Origin of the sequence: Vreelandella titanicae BH1, from assembly GCF_000336575.1 — a bacterium.
Lineage (GTDB): Bacteria > Pseudomonadota > Gammaproteobacteria > Pseudomonadales > Halomonadaceae > Vreelandella > Vreelandella titanicae.
Map to the genome: position 1 here is coordinate 41,070 of NZ_AOPO01000018.1, position 18,598 is coordinate 59,667.

General features: G+C 54.7%; 16 protein-coding genes. 10 read left to right on the forward strand and 6 right to left on the reverse strand.

Translation table 11 applies throughout. The features are described 5' to 3' along the window. Positions 1-77 precede the first annotated feature (77 nt). The 7 genes from sstT to HALTITAN_RS21415 all read left to right on the forward strand — a co-directional run bounded on the left by sstT (position 78) and on the right by HALTITAN_RS21415 (position 6,139). Positions 78-1,298 (forward strand): serine/threonine transporter SstT, encoded by a 1,221-nt coding sequence (sstT, locus tag HALTITAN_RS21385; protein ID WP_009288341.1) that lies wholly within the window; start codon positions 78-80, stop codon positions 1,296-1,298. A gap of 156 nt (positions 1,299-1,454) precedes the next feature. Then, positions 1,455-1,985: a helix-turn-helix domain-containing protein gene (locus tag HALTITAN_RS21390; protein ID WP_022522427.1), complete on the forward strand. Its 531-nt coding sequence runs from the start codon at positions 1,455-1,457 to the stop codon at positions 1,983-1,985. After that, positions 1,982-2,722, forward strand: a complete 741-nt coding sequence (locus tag HALTITAN_RS21395) for an AzlC family ABC transporter permease (RefSeq protein WP_039860494.1) — start codon at positions 1,982-1,984, stop codon at positions 2,720-2,722. Before HALTITAN_RS21390 ends, HALTITAN_RS21395 begins: the two co-directional genes overlap by 4 nt. Then, positions 2,719-3,054, forward strand: coding sequence for an AzlD domain-containing protein (locus HALTITAN_RS21400; protein ID WP_027958561.1), 336 nt, complete (start codon positions 2,719-2,721; stop codon positions 3,052-3,054). The genes HALTITAN_RS21395 and HALTITAN_RS21400 overlap by 4 nt, the downstream gene beginning before the upstream one ends. A 108-nt stretch (positions 3,055-3,162) precedes the next feature. Continuing rightward, on the forward strand, positions 3,163-4,107 hold the full coding sequence (locus tag HALTITAN_RS21405) for an ABC transporter substrate-binding protein (protein ID WP_422822778.1): 945 nt from the start codon (positions 3,163-3,165) through the stop codon (positions 4,105-4,107). Beyond that, positions 4,101-5,105 carry a FecCD family ABC transporter permease gene (locus HALTITAN_RS21410; RefSeq protein WP_039860495.1) on the forward strand — a complete coding sequence of 335 codons (1,005 nt, stop codon included), beginning with the start codon at positions 4,101-4,103 and terminating at the stop codon, positions 5,103-5,105. The genes HALTITAN_RS21405 and HALTITAN_RS21410 overlap by 7 nt, the downstream gene beginning before the upstream one ends. After that, a complete protein-coding gene (locus tag HALTITAN_RS21415; protein ID WP_009288342.1) occupies positions 5,102-6,139 on the forward strand; it encodes a FecCD family ABC transporter permease in 1,038 nt (345 codons plus the stop codon). Before HALTITAN_RS21410 ends, HALTITAN_RS21415 begins: the two co-directional genes overlap by 4 nt. 85 nt (positions 6,140-6,224) lie before the next feature. On the opposite strand, the gene HALTITAN_RS21420 is transcribed toward HALTITAN_RS21415, so the two are convergent. Further along, positions 6,225-8,363, reverse strand: coding sequence for a TonB-dependent receptor (locus tag HALTITAN_RS21420; RefSeq protein WP_009288343.1), 2,139 nt, complete (start codon positions 8,361-8,363; stop codon positions 6,225-6,227). A 282-nt stretch (positions 8,364-8,645) separates the two neighbouring features. Here HALTITAN_RS21420 and HALTITAN_RS21425 point away from each other — a divergent pair, with 282 nt between their 5' ends. After that, on the forward strand, positions 8,646-9,479 hold the full coding sequence (locus tag HALTITAN_RS21425) for an ABC transporter ATP-binding protein (RefSeq protein WP_039860496.1): 834 nt from the start codon (positions 8,646-8,648) through the stop codon (positions 9,477-9,479). 170 nt (positions 9,480-9,649) lie between these two features. Here the strand turns inward: HALTITAN_RS21425 and HALTITAN_RS25040 are convergent, their stop codons facing one another. The 3 genes from HALTITAN_RS25040 to HALTITAN_RS21435 form a co-directional block, all read right to left on the reverse strand. Next, positions 9,650-9,910, reverse strand: a complete 261-nt coding sequence (locus HALTITAN_RS25040; RefSeq protein ID WP_083868875.1) for an EexN family lipoprotein — start codon at positions 9,908-9,910, stop codon at positions 9,650-9,652. 242 nt (positions 9,911-10,152) lie between these two features. Next, the gene (locus tag HALTITAN_RS21430) at positions 10,153-11,457 is read right to left on the reverse strand and encodes a serine hydrolase domain-containing protein (RefSeq protein ID WP_230803554.1); all 1,305 of its coding nucleotides are present in this window, start codon (positions 11,455-11,457) and stop codon (positions 10,153-10,155) included. 168 nt (positions 11,458-11,625) lie between these two features. Further along, positions 11,626-13,689 (reverse strand): TonB-dependent siderophore receptor, encoded by a 2,064-nt coding sequence (locus HALTITAN_RS21435; RefSeq protein ID WP_009288344.1) that lies wholly within the window; start codon positions 13,687-13,689, stop codon positions 11,626-11,628. A 576-nt stretch (positions 13,690-14,265) separates the two neighbouring features. Here HALTITAN_RS21435 and HALTITAN_RS21440 point away from each other — a divergent pair. Continuing rightward, the gene (locus tag HALTITAN_RS21440; protein ID WP_027958580.1) at positions 14,266-14,976 is read left to right on the forward strand and encodes a Crp/Fnr family transcriptional regulator; all 711 of its coding nucleotides are present in this window, start codon (positions 14,266-14,268) and stop codon (positions 14,974-14,976) included. Positions 14,977-15,175: 199 nt separating this feature from the next. After that, the gene (locus HALTITAN_RS21445) at positions 15,176-15,889 is read left to right on the forward strand and encodes a Crp/Fnr family transcriptional regulator (RefSeq protein ID WP_009288345.1); all 714 of its coding nucleotides are present in this window, start codon (positions 15,176-15,178) and stop codon (positions 15,887-15,889) included. 131 nt (positions 15,890-16,020) lie between these two features. Here the strand turns inward: HALTITAN_RS21445 and HALTITAN_RS21450 are convergent, their stop codons facing one another. Together HALTITAN_RS21450 and HALTITAN_RS21455 are read right to left on the reverse strand one after the other, a co-directional pair. After that, positions 16,021-17,247 carry a metal-dependent hydrolase family protein gene (locus HALTITAN_RS21450; protein WP_009288346.1) on the reverse strand — a complete coding sequence of 409 codons (1,227 nt, stop codon included), beginning with the start codon at positions 17,245-17,247 and terminating at the stop codon, positions 16,021-16,023. 35 nt (positions 17,248-17,282) lie between these two features. Then, positions 17,283-18,590 (reverse strand): TRAP transporter large permease, encoded by a 1,308-nt coding sequence (locus tag HALTITAN_RS21455; RefSeq protein ID WP_009288347.1) that lies wholly within the window; start codon positions 18,588-18,590, stop codon positions 17,283-17,285. Between the last annotated feature and the right edge of the window lie 8 nt (positions 18,591-18,598).

Below are 18,598 nucleotides of genomic sequence, written 5' to 3' on the forward strand. Positions count from 1 at the left end.
GAATACCGCCCCTTTCAGGCGCGTTAGCGGCTAAACGCCGATACGCCACCCACCTTTTACTACCTGAGAGTTGCGCAATGATCGCCACCGCCCGCACCGTTTTCCGGCCACTTATTCGGCTGGGCCTTATCCCGCAGATTTTAATCGGTATCGTTGCCGGGGTAGTGCTCGCCCTGTTTTCACCGGGCATTGCAAGCGACGTGGCCCTACTTGGCCAGCTCTTTATCGCCGCATTGCAGGCAGTGGCGCCCATTTTGGTGTTTGTACTGGTAGCCGCTGCGATCTCTGCTCATCAAAAAGGTCAACCCACCCATATTCGCCCCGTGCTGGTGCTCTATGTGGTGGGCACGCTGATCGCCGCGCTCATTGCAGTGGCAGCCAGCTTCCTGTTTCCCACGGAGCTTACGTTAGATTTGGGGCAAGTTGACGGCAACCCGCCCGGGGATATTTTTAGCGTTCTACGCGACCTGCTGCTAAACGCGGTTGCCAACCCGGTTAGTGCGCTGATGGAGGCTAACTTTATCGCTATTTTGGCCTGGGCTATCGGCCTGGGTTTAATGCTGCGCCAAGCCAGCGATACCACCCGCCAAGCATTGAGCGATTTATCCGCAGCGATCACCCGCATTGTGACACTGGTGATTCGTTTAGCGCCGCTGGGTATCTTTGGTTTAGTGGCAGGCACGCTGGCAGAATCCGGCGTTGAGTCGCTGCTCAACTACGCCCAACTGCTGGGTGTGATCGTGGGCTGTATGCTGTTTGTCGCGCTGGTTAGCAACCCGCTGCTGGTTTACTTCACCACCCGGCAAAACCCTTATCCCCTGGTGTTTACGTGCCTGCGCGGTAGTGCGATTACTGCCTTTTTCACCCGCAGTTCGGCCGCGAATATCCCCGTGAACCTGGAGCTTTGCCGCCGCCTAAAGCTCGACCCTGACACCTACTCCATTTCCATTCCGCTGGGTGCAACGATCAATATGTGTGGCGCAGCCATCACCATTACTGTCATCACTCTGGCGACCACTCATACGCTAGGCATTAGCGTCGACTTTCCCACGGCGCTGCTACTTTGCGTGGTTTCAGCGCTGGCGGCCTGCGGCGTTTCAGGCGTGGCGGGCGGTTCACTGATGCTGATTCCCATGGCCGCCAACCTGTTCGGTATTCCCACGGAAGTGGCCATGCAGGCGGTGGCGATTGGCTTTGTGATCAGCGTGGTACAGGACTCCACCGAAACTGCGCTCAATTCCTCTACCGATGTGCTGTTTACTGCAGCGGCCTGCCGCTCCAAGGAAGCGAACAACTAGCACTGCCCGGGGCATAGTGCCCCATTAGGCATACTCCCAGCGCGCCGCCGCTAGAGGGTGCCACTTCCGAATAAGGCTATTGTTGCCGAGCGAGGCCATTGACAGACGAACGTTCCTTATATAGAACGTTCTATATAAAGAACAGCGGACAGCCTTATGGATAAGCTCTCACTCAACACGTTGGGCCAGCACCTTCAAGCACTTCGCCTGGAGCGGGGCTGGTCACTGTCGCAGTTAGCCAATGAGGCGGGGATTGCCAAATCCAACCTGTGTCGCCTTGAACAAGGCAACGGCAATCCGACCCTGGATACCATTTGGCGGCTGGCGGTGCAGCTCAATGTGCCTTTCGGCACTCTGGTAGCGCCAATCAGCGTGCCGCTGGGTGAAGATGGCGTACAGGTGCGTTTAATCGATCAAGGCAAGGATTCCCCTCAGGTGGACGCCTACTGGATGCGCTGCGCACCGCATACATTGCGTCATGCTGAAGCCCATACACCCGGCACCCGTGAATCACTCACACTGATCAGCGGCTGGCTGGAAGCGGGGCCCGAAGGGGCAACCACGGTACTGACACCGGGAGAGGCCATCACCTTCGCCGCCGATCAACCGCACCTTTACCGTACCCACGAAGCGGAGGCCACGTTGATGATGACCATCACCTATGGTTTGGAAGGCCAAACATCATGAGCCAAGCTGCCAGCCACTCTCCTGTTCGTAGCGCGCTGCAGGGCGTGCGAGAAGCCATCCCACTATTGGGCGGCTACATTCCCGTGGCGCTGTCATTTGGCTTAGTCGCCACCCAGGCCGGCTTTAGCACGCTGGAGGCCACGGCTATTTCAGCGCTGATTTACGCCGGTGCTTCGCAATTTCTATTTGTCGGTATGATCGCTACAGGCGCCCCGCTGTGGCTGGTGGTAGCGATGACGCTGCTGATTAACGTGCGCCATGTGGTGTACGGCCCTAACCTGGCGGGACTACTGCCGCGCAGTCGCCACTGGCCCTGGTTAATGCACGGCCTCACCGACCAGGTGTTTGCACTGGCCCTAACCCGACTGCCCCAACTGCCTGAGGTAAAGCGTTTTAGTTGGTTTTTGGGCGCATCACTGCTGGCCTGGGGCGCCTGGATAATTGGCACCGCGGTGGGGGCTACCGCCGGTGAGGCCTTTACCGCCCGCTGGCCGCTGCTGGGTGAGATTATGCCCTTCGCGCTGCCCGCGCTGTTTTTGACCATGGTGGCGCCGCGCTTTACCGACAAGCGTTGGGCAGTCGCCATGGGCTGCACCATTTTAGCGGCGCTGTGTTTGACCCTGGTCGGCTGGGGCAACGTGGCGATTCCCTTAGCCGCCGCCTGCGGCGCGCTGTGCTTCTACTCCACGCAGTTCTATACGCAAAGATTCGCCACCAACAGGAGGCGTGAATCATGAGCACTGCACTTTGGATAGCGGTCGCGGTTTCTGCCATTGGCACGTTGCTGATGCGGGTTGTGCCGTTTTTATGGATGCAGCGCCGCCTCAACAGCGAAAGTGGCCTTAATAACATGCCCCAGTGGCTGGGTATTCTTGGCCCACTGATGATTGCCGCCGTGCTGGGGGTATCCATTGTACCGGTTAACCCAAGCGCTGTTTCCTGGATCGCCACCGCCATCGGGCTTTCTGTCACGCTGCTGGTGTGGTCGCGGGTACGCTCACTTGGCTGGCCGGTCGCGGCCGGCGTCGCGGTATTTGGGATAGTTGAGGTCGCGGCCTTCATTTGGTAATGCTTTGCATTAGCTTTTACGTCATGCCATCATCCTGGCTCTTAAGTCCGAGCCAATCGTAAAGTGACATTAATGTTAAAAGCACACACCCATCGCAAGAAGGTTTTTATGAGTGTGTTGCTGTTAACGCAGGCGGCGCTAATGCCCTTTATGGCAGCCGCTGACACGCCGAGCAGCCCCCCGGAACCGCCACGCATTGTGACGCTTTACCAGGGGGCTACCGACAGCGCCGTAGCCCTTGGACTGACGCCTATTGGCGTAGTCGATTCCTGGCTGGAAAAGCCCATGTACCGCTATCTGCGCGATGCGCTTGATAGCGTCGAGCATGTGGGGCTGGAAACCCAACCCAATCTGGAAAAGATTGCCTGGCTTAATCCTGACTTGGTCATTGCCAGCGACTTTCGCCATGCGCGAATAGCGCCGCTATTGGAGGCCATCGCCCCCACTGTATCTGCCCCGACAGTGTTTAACTTCAAGACCACGCTGAACATGGTGGCCAATGCTACTGGCCGCGAAGCGCAGGCAAATGAGCTGCTTGAGCAATGGGATGATCGTGTCGCCGACTTTCGCCAGCAGATCGCCGCCAAGTTGAGCAGCGAGTGGCCGCAAAAAGTGGCCGTGGTGCGGTTTAAAAGCGACCACGTGCGCATCTATACCAGCGGCTTTACAGGCTCGATTCTTGATGAGCTGGGCTTTAATCAGCCGGATACACTGCAAAGCCAGAGTTGGGGAATGAAGCTTTCCAGTACTGAAAACATTCCGGTGCTGGATGCCGACGCCCTCTTTATTCTGCTTGAGCCCGATGACCCCGCTATTGCAGATAATTACCAACACTGGGCCTCCCACCCACTCTGGCAACAGCTGTCAGCGGTACAAAGCGGGCGCGTATTTGAAGTTGAGCCGGTGAGTTGGATGATGGGTGGTGGCATACTGGCGGCCAACGCCATGCTGGATGATCTGTATAGTCACTACGGGCTGTTGCAACCCGAAGCGGCGCCGCATCAGGCTTGCCTGCCTCGCTCTTCTGGCCACGGGGAACCTATTTCATGCTAAGCAGTGCTGCCGCAAAAAGTATTGGCCTGCTACTTGGCGTGCTGGTGGCACTAGGCGCCTTTTTCGCCAGCGTGATGTTAGGCACAACGGAGATCTCCCTTTCCTCTCTGTATGGCTCGCTCGCCCATTACGATCCTACCAACATCGCCCACATCATTCTTTTAACTGAGCGCTTACCCCGTGCGGTGATTGCCGCTCTAGTGGGCGCCAGCTTAGCCATTGCCGGGGCGCTGATGCAGACCATGACGCGCAACCCGCTGGCGTCGCCGGGCATTCTGGGCATTAACGCCGGCGCGATGTTTTTTGTGGTGGTGGCAGTTTCGCTATTGCCGCTGCACACGCCCGCTCACTACGTATGGGCCGCGCTATTAGGGGCACTCGTTGCGGCCATACTGGTGGTGGTGCTTAGCCGCGGCCGCCACGGTGAGCTCTCCCCTCTGCGGGTCGTGCTGGCAGGTGTAGCAGTGACGGCAATGTTTGTGTCGTTCAGCCAAGGGCTGTTGGTGATTGATCAGCAAAGTTTTGAAAGCGTGCTTTACTGGCTGGCGGGCTCAGTGTCGGGGCGCGACCTCTCTTTGGTAGCGCCCTTACTGCCGCTCTTCGGCGGAGCACTGCTGCTCAGCGCACTGCTGGTACGTCACGCCAATGCACTGTTACTGGGCGATGACATGGTCACCGGGCTGGGCATGCAGGCCACCACCATCAAGCTGCTGCTCGGGCTGATTGTGATTGTGCTGGCGGGCAGCGCCGTAGCGCTGGCGGGCATGATCGGGTTTGTGGGCCTGATTGTGCCCCATATGGCGCGGGGGTTATTTGGCATCGACCATCGCTGGCTGCTGCCAGCCTGCGCGCTATTGGGTGCCTGTTTGCTGCTGCTGGCCGATCTTGGCTCGCGCTTTTTAATGCCACCCCAAGAGGTTCCGGTCGGTGTGATGACCGCGCTGATCGGCACGCCCTTCTTTATCTATCTGGCACGACGCAAGATGGCTGGCCAATGAGAGCAGACGCCACGTTAAACCTTAACAGCGAAGCAAAAAGCGACAGTAATCGCTTACTACGTCGCCTGCTGATGCTAAGCCTTTTATTGCTAGCAAGCGCCGGGCTGTCGCTCTGTTTAGGCAGTTTTCCCACACCACCGCTGCAGGTGCTAAATGCACTAGCAGCCCCGCTAAGTAGTGATATTACCTTTATTATTTGGGAGCTGCGCCTTCCGCGCATCGCTCTAGCGGTATTGGTCGGCGCCACCCTGGCAATCGCGGGAGCGATTCTGCAAAGCATTGTGCGTAACCCGCTGGCCTCCCCGGATGTCATCGGCATTACCAGCGGTGCGGCGCTGGCGGCGGTGGTGTTCTTATCCCTATTGAGTTCGACCCTTAGCATTCACTGGCTGCCCGTTGCGGCCATGCTGGGAGCACTGGTTTCTGCACTGCTGGTGGTGAGCTTGGCCTGGAAAAACGGTGTTAGCCCATCGCGCATGGTACTGGTCGGCATTGGCCTGGCCGCGGCCATGGGCGCTGGCACCACCCTGTTAATCGTGATCAGCGATGACTCTGCCGCCATGACCGCCTATGTATGGCTAACCGGCAGCCTTTACGCGGCGCAATGGGACGATGTGTGGAGCCTATTGCCGTGGTTAGTCGTCGCGGTGCCTATCAGCCTACTCTTCGCCCGCCATGCGGATGCCATGGCCCTGGGTGATAGCGTTGCCGAAGGGCTTGGGGTGGCGATTCTGCGCAGCAGATTGGTATTGCTGGCCTGCAGCGTGGCGCTGGCAGGTGCCGCTGTGGCTTTTGCCGGTGGCTTAAGCTTTGTGGGATTAATTGCCCCCCACCTGGCCGCTAGGCTGGTGGGGCGGAACATGGCACGCCTGGTGCCTACATCAGCGTTGGTCGGCGCCTTGATAGTGCTTTACGCCGACCTGCTGGGCCGGGTAGCGTTTTTGCCCAAAGATTTACCTGCGGGCATCTTTGTTGCCGGGATAGGCGCGCCCTTCTTCGTTTATTTACTGCATAGATCGCGAGCTCGCTTTTAGAGCGAATTGACGAAAAAAAAGCGGCGCCCCAAAGGCGCCGCCAAACAGTATCGAGCACAAAACATAGAAAATAGAAAGCGGCTGACTAGAAATCCAGCTGGTACCCCAGAGTGAAAGTGCGGCCCCGCCCAGTGAAGTAGTACTCATCGCTGATGCGTGCGGCTTGAGAGTAGTAAGTGAGGTAATCCTCATCGGTGAGGTTTTCGATACCTACTGACACCCTGCCGGTGGGCAGGCGATAAGCTAGAGAAGCATCCACTAAGCCGTAGCCGTCAAAATCAAGTTCAGGATTATCGACGCTTCGATCGAAGTAGTAACTACCCTGCAAGCGCGTGGAAACACGGTCGTTCCAGGTAGCGCTCCAGCCCAGTTTGAGCGTATCCGGGGCGATATTGATACCGGTGAGTTTGGTATCTACGCTACCGTCGCCATCCTGATCCGACTTACCTTCGGTGTGGGCATAAGAGAGCGACAGGTCATGCTTGTCGGCCACCTGCATGTCGCCGGTAATCTCAACGCCCTGGATCTCGGTTTTCTCTCGGCTACCGACCCAGGTGCCATTCTGCTCGGTAAGCCGCTGGCCGTAATCCGAATTGGACTCATAGTAGCTAATCTCTAGCCCGTAGCCATCCCAGTCAAAACGCGCGCCTATTTCCCGGTTATCGGTAACAATCGGCTGAAGCTGCAGCAGGGTGTCCACATCCTGGCCCGCCGTGCCAATGCCGCGTAGCACCCGGCCCACATCGGGCATGCCAAAGCCTTCCGAATAGTTGGCGTACAGCTGGGCCCAGTCGGTGGCTTGATAGGTTAAGCCGACGTTATACAGCGTTTCATCGAAACTGGGCTTGCCACCGTCCACGGTGACGTTGTCTTGGGTGACATTGCTGCGATCAATCGTTTGGAAGGTATCCACCTCAAGCTCGGCATGCTCGTGACGCACCCCGGCATGCAGCGTGAGAGGATCCGCGAGCTTAAACTGGCCCTGCAGGAAAGGCGCCAAATTACGATAGCGGCTTTCCGGCACGTAGGTGCGCCCGGTATGCACCAGCATCTGGCTTGTTTCGTCTTCCAATACGTCCAAACCAACCGTCACACCCAAACGGTCATCCAGCATACCATCACGGTTCAAGGTGAATTTGGCGCCCATTTTGTCAGATTCATTCCGCGTTTGGTCATACTGGGTATCCCCTGCACTATCCAGATAAGGGAAAAATGGCGTAGTGGCAAAGCGTGCACGGAAGCGCTGACGATATACTTGGGCGTCCAGCTCGTTGCCAAACCAGTCAGCGTGAGAGTAGGAAAGCCGCGCCGAGGTCACTTCGTTGAACCCAGGCTCGCCGTCACGACGGCCTTTGCGTGCCGTGGTGGGAACACCTGCGGAGCGGTCCCCGGTGACCGGTACGTAGTCGTTGCCCTCTTCCAAATCGAAGTGATTCAGCGAGAACTCAACATTCTGGTTGTCGTCGATCCAGTAGCCCAGCTTGCCGAAAAGATCGTAGCTTTCCGAGTTTTGCAGCTCGCCTGGGTAGGCAATACCGACCACCTCATCGTTGCCATCGTAAAAAACCCCGCGCTCCTGACGCGTCGCTGCGGCAACGAAATCCCAGTCGCCTTGCTGGCCGCTAATGCGGTAGTCCAGCTTGTTGCCTAGCCCATCCGACTGGAGATCATCATCCATGGTCAGGCTAATGCCCGCGTGTTGGCTAATGCCCCCGCCTTCGGCACGCCGGGTCACCAGGTTGATCAAGCCGCCGGTCGCACCTAAACCGTGCTCGGCGCTGGCCCCGTGGATGACTTCAATACGCTCCACCATGGAAAGGTCAATGGTATAGCTATCCCGCGAGCTGTCGCGCAGGGGATTGGACTGCGGCACTCCGTCAATCAGGAACAGGGCATCGCGGCCGCGGAATGTCTCGCCCGCGTTGGAGAGCTTTTGGCGGCTGGGGGAGTAAGAGGGAATAAGATTACTGAGCACCTGGCCCGGGTCATCAGTAATCGCTAGCTGCTGCTCAATCTGCTCACGGGTAATGATCGTTACCCGCTGCGGCGTTTGGCCCGCTTCGCTATGGCTGCGGGTGGCAGTCACCACCATGGTCGAATCGGCATCACTGGCGCCGCTTTGCGATCCTGTGGAAGCAGACTCCTGCCCATAAGCGTGGCTGGCAGCTACCAAACCGGCAAGCGTCACCGTAGGCCAAAATACCTGGCGTTTCTTAGTGTACATCTAGTTTTTATCCCCCTGCTTTTGAGTGAACCTTACCCTGTAAACGTAATCTACATCTAAATAATAATGATTATTTTATGCATATAAGTCACAAAGATCTACTCAAGCGGAACGAACCGTTCAGGATAACGACACTATTTCTCCCCTTTCTTACCCCCTCTTTCCTCTACGGCCGACGTTTAAAGCAGTGAGCAACTGCTTGCTGAGCAATGGCAAGTATTGAAAATGAGAATATTTTGGCTTACGGTTCTGCCTGCTTAAACAACCCCAATGAGCACATTCATGACCCAGCCTTCTCATCAGCCACCTCGCTTGACGGGCGAAGCCCTGCACGCGGGCTATGACACTCGACGTGTACTGGATGGTGTCGATATTGCGATTGAGGAAGGCAAGCTCACGGTGCTTTTGGGGCCAAATGGAAGTGGCAAGTCGACGCTGCTAAAAACCCTTGCGCGCACGCTCACGCCTAGTGGCGGGCATGTGTATTTGGACGGCAAGGATATCCATCGCAGCAAAACGCGGGAGGTCGCCAAGCGCCTGGGAATTCTGCCCCAAGGCCCGGTAGCGCCCGAGGGGCTGAGCGTAAAGCAGTTAGTGGGGATGGGCCGTTTTCCACATCAGGGGTTATGGCAGAAAAATGCTCAGCAAGACGCCGCTGCTATTCGTGAAGCCATGGCTTATACCCACGTGACTGAGTTTGCCGAGCGCAATGTCGATGCGCTCTCCGGCGGCCAGCGCCAGCGCTGCTGGATTGCCATGGTGCTGGCTCAGCAAACCGACTTGATCCTACTTGATGAGCCCACCACCTTTCTGGATCTAAAGGTACAGGTTGATTTGCTGGAGCTACTTTTGCGCCTGGCCCATGAAAAAGGTCGCACCCTGCTACTGGTGCTCCACGATCTAAACCTGGCCGCCGCCTACGCTGATCATTTAGTAATGATGTGCGATGGCCGTATCGTTACCAGCGGCGCGCCCAGCAAGGTCTTTACCGCCACCAACCTTAAGCGCGTGTTCGACCTGGATGCCCATGTGATCCACGACCCCGAAAGCGGCAGCCCGATTTGCGTGCCGCGGAAACGGTATCAGACCGCCACTGCATCGGAGGTGGTTTTTTAGAGATGCAGTGCAATGTAAGGCATATATCTGCTTCATCAGCGTCGTATAAAGTGGATATGCTAACCTACATATTGAGAAGTTTTTTATTAAACACCTCAAATACTAGTAGCAATATTATCTCTTAAGTGGTGTCCGATTTTATTGAACCACTACAGACATAAGCGATACGATTACCAATCGACGTTATGCAATGAACCTGAAGAAAGCTGCTGCTCAGCTTCAAGTGCATTAGAGCAATTCGGCGTGTCTTTTAACTCGCCAGGATTATTTGAGCACTCCGTTAGTGTTGTCTTGCGCTCATCATCGTGAGATTTGAACCACTCTACATCATGAGTGGGAAGGGTTGTCTCGGCAGCGTCATCAAAACACCCTGTAAGTGTAAGGCCGGCTAGAGCAATGATTGCTAAATTTCGTGGGTGCAAAAATATCATATTGCACTCCACTTAAATTTGAACGTCATACACATAAGATTTCCTTTCTAAAAATTTTAAACGAAAAATCCTAATTAAGATTACCAAGATAAGCTATATCAGTCAAAGAAGAAGAACAATTTAACGCATCTTTTAGCATTCTTTAAGTACTCTACTCGACCTAGAACTACAATATTTGGTAGAGCCAGTCGATGCATCAGACCTCGTATGTTCTGGGCTAAGGGGCTTTCTTCAACAAATACTCAGCTACCACTTGATAGGCTGGGAGCGAGGTGGGGTGCGGTATTGCCCGCCACCGGGTGTGAGGCAAAGCGCACTATTACCATCTCGGCGGTGGGGTCGATATAGATCGTCTGCCCACGGGCAGTGAATGCACCATGATCATTATGCAGCGACCACCACATGCCACGGTAACTGCCACCGGGTAAAGTGCGGTAACCTGCAGCGGCAAACGCTTGCCTGCCACCGCCTTGACGAATGCGTTCTACCGCAGCCGCGGGAAACAGTTGCTTGCCGTTAATAACACCTTCATTCAGCACTAACTGCCCTACTCTGACCATATCCCTTAGGCCTGCGCTTAAACCGCCAGCGGCAAAGGGTGTTCCGATAGAGTCGACGGTAAAGTAGCCATCCTGCTCGGCGCCTATGCGTTGCCAAATTCGCGACGACAGTAACGACGTCACCGACTCGCCCGTGGTGCGCGCAATTACCCAACCGAGTGCATCGGTATTGATTGTTTTGTAGCCAAACACCTGACCATGCTCACCTTCCGGCTGCACGGTGGCTAAATACTCATAGTAAGTGCGTGGCCCAGAGTAGCCTTCTGGCTTAGGAAGTGGGCTTGCCGCTGCGTTGTACGCCCATATTTCCGCATTGGGGTCGCTGTAATCTTCGCTATAGGCAAGGCCTGTGGTCATTTCTAACAGCTGCTGCACGGTGGCATTGCCAAAAGCGCTATTGGCCAGCTCTGGCAGTATGTCGCCGACGAGCGCCTCTTCATCCAATGCGCCTTCAGCGACCAGAATTTCCCCCAACAGGCCGGTCATCGACTTAGTCACCGACATTGCCCCGTGCTGGCCCGCCTCATCTAAACAGCCGGCGTAGTACTCATACACCACTTGCCCCTGATGAAGAATCAGCAGGCCATCGGTGTAGTTCTCGCTCAACGATACCTGCCACGACATGGGTTCACTACCGTCAAGGGGTGTAAACAGCACATCATTGATAGCGTCATCCAGCGCGTAGGTGAGCGGCATAGGCGCTCCCAACCCCCTGCTCACCTGTTTAGTGGGTAGCAATTCGCGGAAGTGGCACACTGTCCAACGCATTTTAGGAAAGCTAAAGTAATTGGAGTCAGGTTGGCCAATTACCCGTTCTGAAACAGGCGGAAACCCTTGCATCCAGCCCAACCGGTTGGGGTCTGATTCGTCGGCGCTTAACACGTCACTATTAAATGCCTGCGCGAAGGCTGGTGCTGCCCAACCAACAAATATGGTGGACATCGCAAGCGGTAGAACGCTGATGAATCGACGGGTTAAACGCGGCATGACCAACTCCTAAATAGGCTGTCCTGCACATAAAGCGGACAGGCAGCGTCCTCAGTATAGATAGAAATGCACGATGCTTTACTAAGATATACGCCCAAATCCTAAGGCATACCCCAGATACGCAAACGCCCGACCTATATGACCGGGCGTTGTGGTTTGCACTGGGCCTTACCAACTATATTTCACGCTGCCAATCACACTGCGGGATTCACCGTAATAGCACCAGTATTCACAGCTGGCCACGTACTCTTTATCGGTGAGGTTGTTGACGTTGACCTGGGCCTGCCAACCGTCAGCAAACTCATAGCCCACCATGGCATCGACCAGAGTGTAGCTATCCACTACTGTGTTGTCGGCGACGCTGGTATCAACAGTGCTGCCCACATAACGCACACCGCCACCTAGGGTCACGCCGTTTAACGCGCCGCCGGTGAAGGCGTAATCCAACCAAGTTGATGCTTGGTGGCGCGGGATTAACGGCGCACGCTCATCGCCTTCCAGACGAGCATCGGTGTAGGTGTAGGCCGCGGTGACTTTTAACGCATCGGTAATATAACCCACCCCTTCCAGCTCAAAGCCTTGAGAGGTACGCTTGCCCTCTTGTACTTGGAAGCCTGCTGGAGAGGTCACTAGAGTATTGGTCTCTTCCAGATCAAAAACTGCCGCCGTTACATAGCCATCCCAGTCGAACGGCGCCAATTTAGCGCCTATTTCCCACTGACGACCTTCGCGGGGATCATACAGGTCGCCTGCATCATCGACTCTACCCACTGGGTCAAATGACTCGGTGTAGCTAACGTAAGGATTAACACCGTTTTCACCCAGATACATTGCGCCACCTGACCAAGACACTTGGTCGTCATCTGAGCGCTGAGTGGTTCCTGCGGTTTGATTACGGTTATCAGTTTCCGCTTGGTCGTAGCGTACGCCGCCCAGCAGCACCCAGCGGTCATCGATACGCAGCTGGTTTTGGGCATACAGACCGGTCTGCTCTTTATCGATTTCCCGAGTTAGCAGATCTTCTTCTGCAATCGGCGTAAAGTTACCGTAGGTTGGGTTAAAGATATCAATCGGCTCGCCGAACGCATAGTTATCCCCTTCCTGGCCACGCAGGCTCAAGTTTTGGTAATCAACACCCAGCAGCAGCGTATTCTCGGTGCGATCACCGTACCAAGTACCCACCATGCGGTTATCAATCGTCCAGCTATCAATGGAACCATCGCGATAAACCAATCCACGGGATGCGCGTCGATCATCAACCATGGAGAGTGCGTAGGTGCTGCGCAGCTCTAAGTCCAGTTCGCTGTAGCGCAGGTCTTGCTCAAACGACCAAGTATCGTTAATAGCGTGGCGAAGCTCATAACCAAGCCCCCACTGAGTGCGTTTATCCTGATCGTATCCAGGTTCGCTCAAGTTGGTCTGTGGGTCTATGCGGCCAAAGGGGGTGTTTTCCACAGTGCCATAGGGCAGCTTAAAGCCATTAACGGGAACGCCATCATCTTTTTGCACGCTGGCTAAAAAGGTAACGGTAGTATCTTCACTAAGATCAACCGCCAGGCTCGGCGCAAAATAGTAGCGCTCGTTATCCGTGGCGTTTAAATCGCCGTCGCGCTCTTTGTATAATCCCACCAAGCGATAGCGCACATCCTCTGATTCTCCCAGCGGCCCGCTGGTATCAATGCCGACTTGGCGATGGTTGCGGTTGCCAAGCTGTAAATTAACCTCCCCTTGAGGAGTCTCAGTCGGACGCTTACTGACCGCATTGATCAAGCCCCCAGGAGGTGCCTCACCGTATAGAATCGATGAAGGCCCTTTAAATACCTCGATACGTTCCAAACCATAAGGCTCGGGTAGCCACTGATAAAATCCTTCGCGGTAGATTCGCAGACCATCTTGGTAAGTCGATTGATCAAAACCGCGCACCTTGAGCCAATCGGTATTGTTATCACTACCGTAATGGCCCGACAGCACGCCCGCACGATAGCGGAAAGTTTCATCTAGCTGTTGGACGTTACGGGCTTCCAGTTCTTCACGGTCAACGCTTGAGACCGGGCGTGGTGTCTCTACTAGCGGGGTATCGACTTTTAGTGCCGTGGCGGTAACCACCACAGTATCGTTGGAAGTGTTTTCTTCCTGAGCATAGGCAGATGCGCAAAAAAGCGCCGCAGTGACGGGGATCAGTGCGGAAATTGAGCGCGCCAAAGGACGACGGGCAAACGGCAGACGAGGCATGATAGAGTCTCAGTTGGAATTAGGAGCAAAGAGGAAGCAGAGAAATAAGCATCATGATAATCGTTGTTATTAGCATTCATGATAGCGCTTTTGAATAGTTGCTTTCAATGGCCTAATGCGGGGATTTTCCACGCTGACTGAAGGCGATACCAACAGACTGTACCCAATGCATCTCAACTGCTTAGATGCTTTAGCAGTTGAGATTTGAGAAGAGAGGCGCTGCGTTCCCTGCAGCGCAAAGTGCAACGTCCTGTTTAGGCATTTCCGTTGCCACACTTATATCTACATTAAACAGTTAGCTATCTGTTGGCTGTGCGCTGGCGAACATGGGGGTGAAAACTCCTGCAATAACTATCCCTCTCCAACGATTCTCTCTTATACAACACGTCGTTTCTAAGCCTGTTCCAAGAGGCTTATGTACGTTAGCGTACTGAGTTGGTCTGCCGATAGCCTATACTAAAAACGATATCTGTATAAAAATTTGTGATAACAGTAAAAAGCATTAGAAAAGAACATCTTACTCAGACAATTTTGATCAAAAGCCGCGCGACAGCCAACAACAGGGGGAGAGGTGCGATGCTAGAACTCCAGCAGAACGCTCTGCTTGGCTTATTACCCGAAGAAGACCTTGCGCATCTGTTGCCTCATCTTGAGCAGGTTACATTGTCCTTGGGTCAGTCACTCAGCGAATCCGGCCGGCAAATGAGCCATGTCTATTTCCCATTGGATTCTATCGTCTCACTGCTGTGCGTAATGGAAGATGGTGCCTCGACGGAAATTGCCGTAGTGGGTTATGAAGGAGTGGTAGGCGTTTCGTTGTTCATGGGCGGAGAGACCACCCCCAGCCGAGCGATTGTGCAGAGTGCAGGGAAGGCTTACCGCCTTAAGGGGCAATTACTCAAAAACGAATTCTATCGCGCGGGCCCTATGCAGCGACTACTTCTGCGCTATACCCAAGCCTTGCTGACGCAGATGGCACAGACAGCGGTATGCAACCGCCATCACAGCGTCGATCAGCAGCTATGCCGCTGGCTGCTACTCAGCCTCGACCGGCTACCGGGCGATAAATTGATTATGACCCAAGAGTTAATTGCCAATATGCTGGGCGTGCGGCGCGAAGGCGTGACCGAGTCCGCAGGGAAACTCCAGCGAGCAGGGCTGATTTCCTACAACCGCGGGCATATCACCATCATTGACAGGCCTGGGCTAGAGAAGCGGGTCTGCGAGTGTTACGCGGTGGTTAAGCGCGAGTACGACCGCCTACTCAACCACCATGACGTAATGTAATCCTTCAATCCCTACTATCAATCTACCCGTAAACACCATTCCAACGTTATGTACGCTAGCGTGCCGACGAGTGATTTACCCAATGTTAATATGCGCATAGTCCGTCAATAACGCTGATGATGGCCTATCTGCAGCCGACATCAAAATGATTTACACCTTCATTGTGCTGTTTGCCAGGTTCTTATAACCGGAGAGGCACATGACGTCTATTTTGAACGTTCCCACTGCCAATCAACTCCTTGTTGAGCTGCCGGAAGTCGAGCGAAATGCCTTTATGGCTGCCTGCAACACCGTGGAGCTTAGCTTTGGTAAAGTGCTGCTACAGCCCACAGAGACATTTACCCACGTCTATTTTCCCATCGATAGCTTCATTTCACTGATTGTCGTCATCGATACTGACAAACGACTGGAAGTCGCGATGGCGGGTCGGGAAGGAATGCTGGGCAGCTCCTTAGTGTTAGGCATTGATGAGGCGCCACTACTCGCGCTGGTTCAAGGAGCAGGTTCGGCCCTACGTATTGACGCTGGAGCCTTTCAACAACTACTCCTTAGCACTCCGGTATTACAACAGCGACTAAAGCGATATATCTATGTCGTGATGAAGCAACTGGCGACATCTGCGGCGTGTAATCATTTTCATCGAATTGAAGAGCGCCTCGCCCGCTGGCTGCTGATAACTCAGGATCGCGCGGGTACCGATCAGTTGAATCTGACTCATGAGTTTCTGGCCATGATGCTCGGGGTTAGACGTGCAGGCATTACCCTGGCGGCGATAGCCCTGCAGGCGCGTGGCCTAATCCGTTACCAGCGTGGAACCATCACGGTGCTTGATCGACTAGGCCTAATCGAGGCGTCCTGCGATTGCTATAGCGATGATTGCGCGTTATACGCCAAAATGTTGCCGGTGATATAAAGAAAGGAAGCGTAACGCTTGATCAAGCATTTAATAAGCCCCCTTCCTCTGTAACGCCAACGGGCTACGTAAAGAGGCCATTGGCTGGCCTCTTCATTACGCAGCGTTTTATTAAGCAGCATTAAGCCTGACTACAGAACATTTTTGTAAGCTACTCCCCCTTTCATAATTAGCATGAGCTGCTCATCGGGCTGAGTAAGAACATTAATATCGTCCAAAGGATTGTCTTTAAGCACGATTACGTCTCCCCTTGCGCCTGGGATAATCTCGCCAAAATCGCCGGTGTGACCATAAGCGTCGGCGGCGTGGCTAGTGGCTGCACGAATCAGCTCGTCGGTGGGCACTACATCTTTGCGTAAATGAAATTCGTTGAGTTGATGGCGTTGCATCCGGCCAAGAAGATCAGAGCCGTATAGCATCTTGACACCGTATTGTTGAGCCATTTCCAGTGCCTTACCGCCAGCATCCAGCACATCATAAACCTTGCGTTGTAGGTGCTCGGCCATGCCCGCTTCGACGCCCTCCTTCGCTAAGGCATCGTAAGTGCAGAGAGTCGGCGTTAGGTAAGCGTCGTACTCAAGGAATAGCCGACAGCTCTCCTCGTCCATAAGGTTGCCGTGCTCAATGGTCTTGACGCCTCTGGGGATAAGCCGGTTGATAGCGCGCGCCGTATAGGCATGTGCCATGGTATGAATATTGGCGGCGGAGGCTTCTTCCACAATGGCATCAATTTCCTCAAGCGAAAATTGCGTGCTGTCGATACGGTCGGTAGGTGATGAAACGCCGCCAGACGCCATAATCTTGATCTGGGTGGCACCCTTTCTGATCTCATCCCGGGCGGCCCGGCGTACTTCACTAACACCGTCACAAACACGACCTAGGCCCGCGCAGCAGAAGCAGCCTTCAAAGGTTTGTTGGCCTGGGCCGCGCATATCGGCGTGGCCGCCGGTCTGGGAGAGTGCATTCCCGGCGTACATGATACGCGGGCCGACCAGGGCACCTTCATCGACAGCCTTGGCGAGCCCGTAATCTGCACCGCCAGCATCGCGCACGGTCGTGAATCCGCGCATCAACATAGCTTCCAGCAGCTCGCTTGATTTGGCACCCACATAGAAAGGCGAAAGCGTCTCAAGCAGAGCAAAATTGGGTGTAATTGCCGTGACGTGTACATGCGAATCAACCAGACCAGGCATCAGGTAGTGGCCTTGAATATCGATGACGTGATCATCACTGCCCTCTAGCGGCGAATCGCTCACATCGACGATACGGCCATCCTGAATACGCACCTGCTGGTTGGCGAGTACTTTTCCGTTGCGCGTGTCGATGACGTTGGCATTAATAAAGCGTGTCGTTGTCATGAGTATTCCTTGTGAGTGTTCTTGTGAGAGTGGCGTTAAAACATCTTTTGCGGAAGGTAGAGCGAAAGCGCTGGAATCAGCACGATCAATAACAGGGCAACAATATCCATGACGATGAACCAGGCGACGCCCTTAAAGACTTCAGACAGGGTGACGCTATTGCCCAAGGCACCTTTGATGACATACACATTGAGCCCGATAGGCGGAGTGACCAACCCCACTTCAAGCAGCTTTACGACGATGATACCGAACCAGATCAAGTTGAGGTCTGCGCCTTCCACTAAGGGCAGAATTAACGGCAGAGTGAGGAGCAGTAAGCCAATGGAGTCGATAAACATCCCCAGCACAAGATAGATCACTGCCACCGCGAGAATGATCCACCAGGTCTCGGTGCTGACGCCGAGGATTATTTCGGAGAAAGCAGCGGGCACGCCACTCATGGCTAGAAAGCGGGTGAAAAACAGCGACCCAATGAGAATAATAAAGATGCTTGCCGTGCTCACCGCCGTGCGAATCAGCGCTTCCCGAATGGCTGAAAAAGTTAGTGTGCGCCGTGCCAAAGCAATCAGAGCGGCAATGGTTGTACCCACGGCCCCCGCTTCGGTAGGTGAAAAAACACCCAGAAAAATCCCGCCAAGAACTGAGCCGATCAGCAACGGCAACGGCCAGATATGCTTAAAGGCATCCCACTTTTCGTCCCAGCTAGAGCGTACATCGGTGTTGCCCGCCAAGCTGGGGCTAAGCTTGGTTCGCACCATAATCATGGCGATGTAAAGCAGCGCCGAAAGCACACCGGGGATGAATCCCGCCATAAACAGTTGACCCACCGACACCTGGGCATAAACGCCATAGAGCACCAGCAGCACGCTTGGGGGAATCAGCGAGCCAAGTGTTCCAGAGGCGGCGACGGTACCGGTGGCCAGCCCCTTGTCGTAGTTATGCTTGAGCATTTCGGGCACGGCAATCCGCGACATGGCCGCCGATGTTGCGACGCTAGAGCCGGAGGCTGCAGCAAAGAAGGCAGAGGCCATAACACTGGAAACAGCCAGACCGCCAGGCAGGCGCGCCAGATAAAGGCGCATGGCATGAAACAGGCCTTGGGTCATATTAGTGCTGGTACACAAATAGCCCATAAACAGGAACATAGGTGCAGCGGTCAGTTCCCAGGTACCTGCAAAGTCGAACGGAGTGGCCGAAATCATCCCCCAGGCCACACGCATGCTGGTCATTTCGCCAATGCCGATAATCGACACCAAACCCAGTGCCACGCCGATTGGTACGCGCAGGGCGGTAAGGGCCAAGGCGATGGCAATGCCTGCCACACCTATCTCGATATTACTCATTAGGAAAC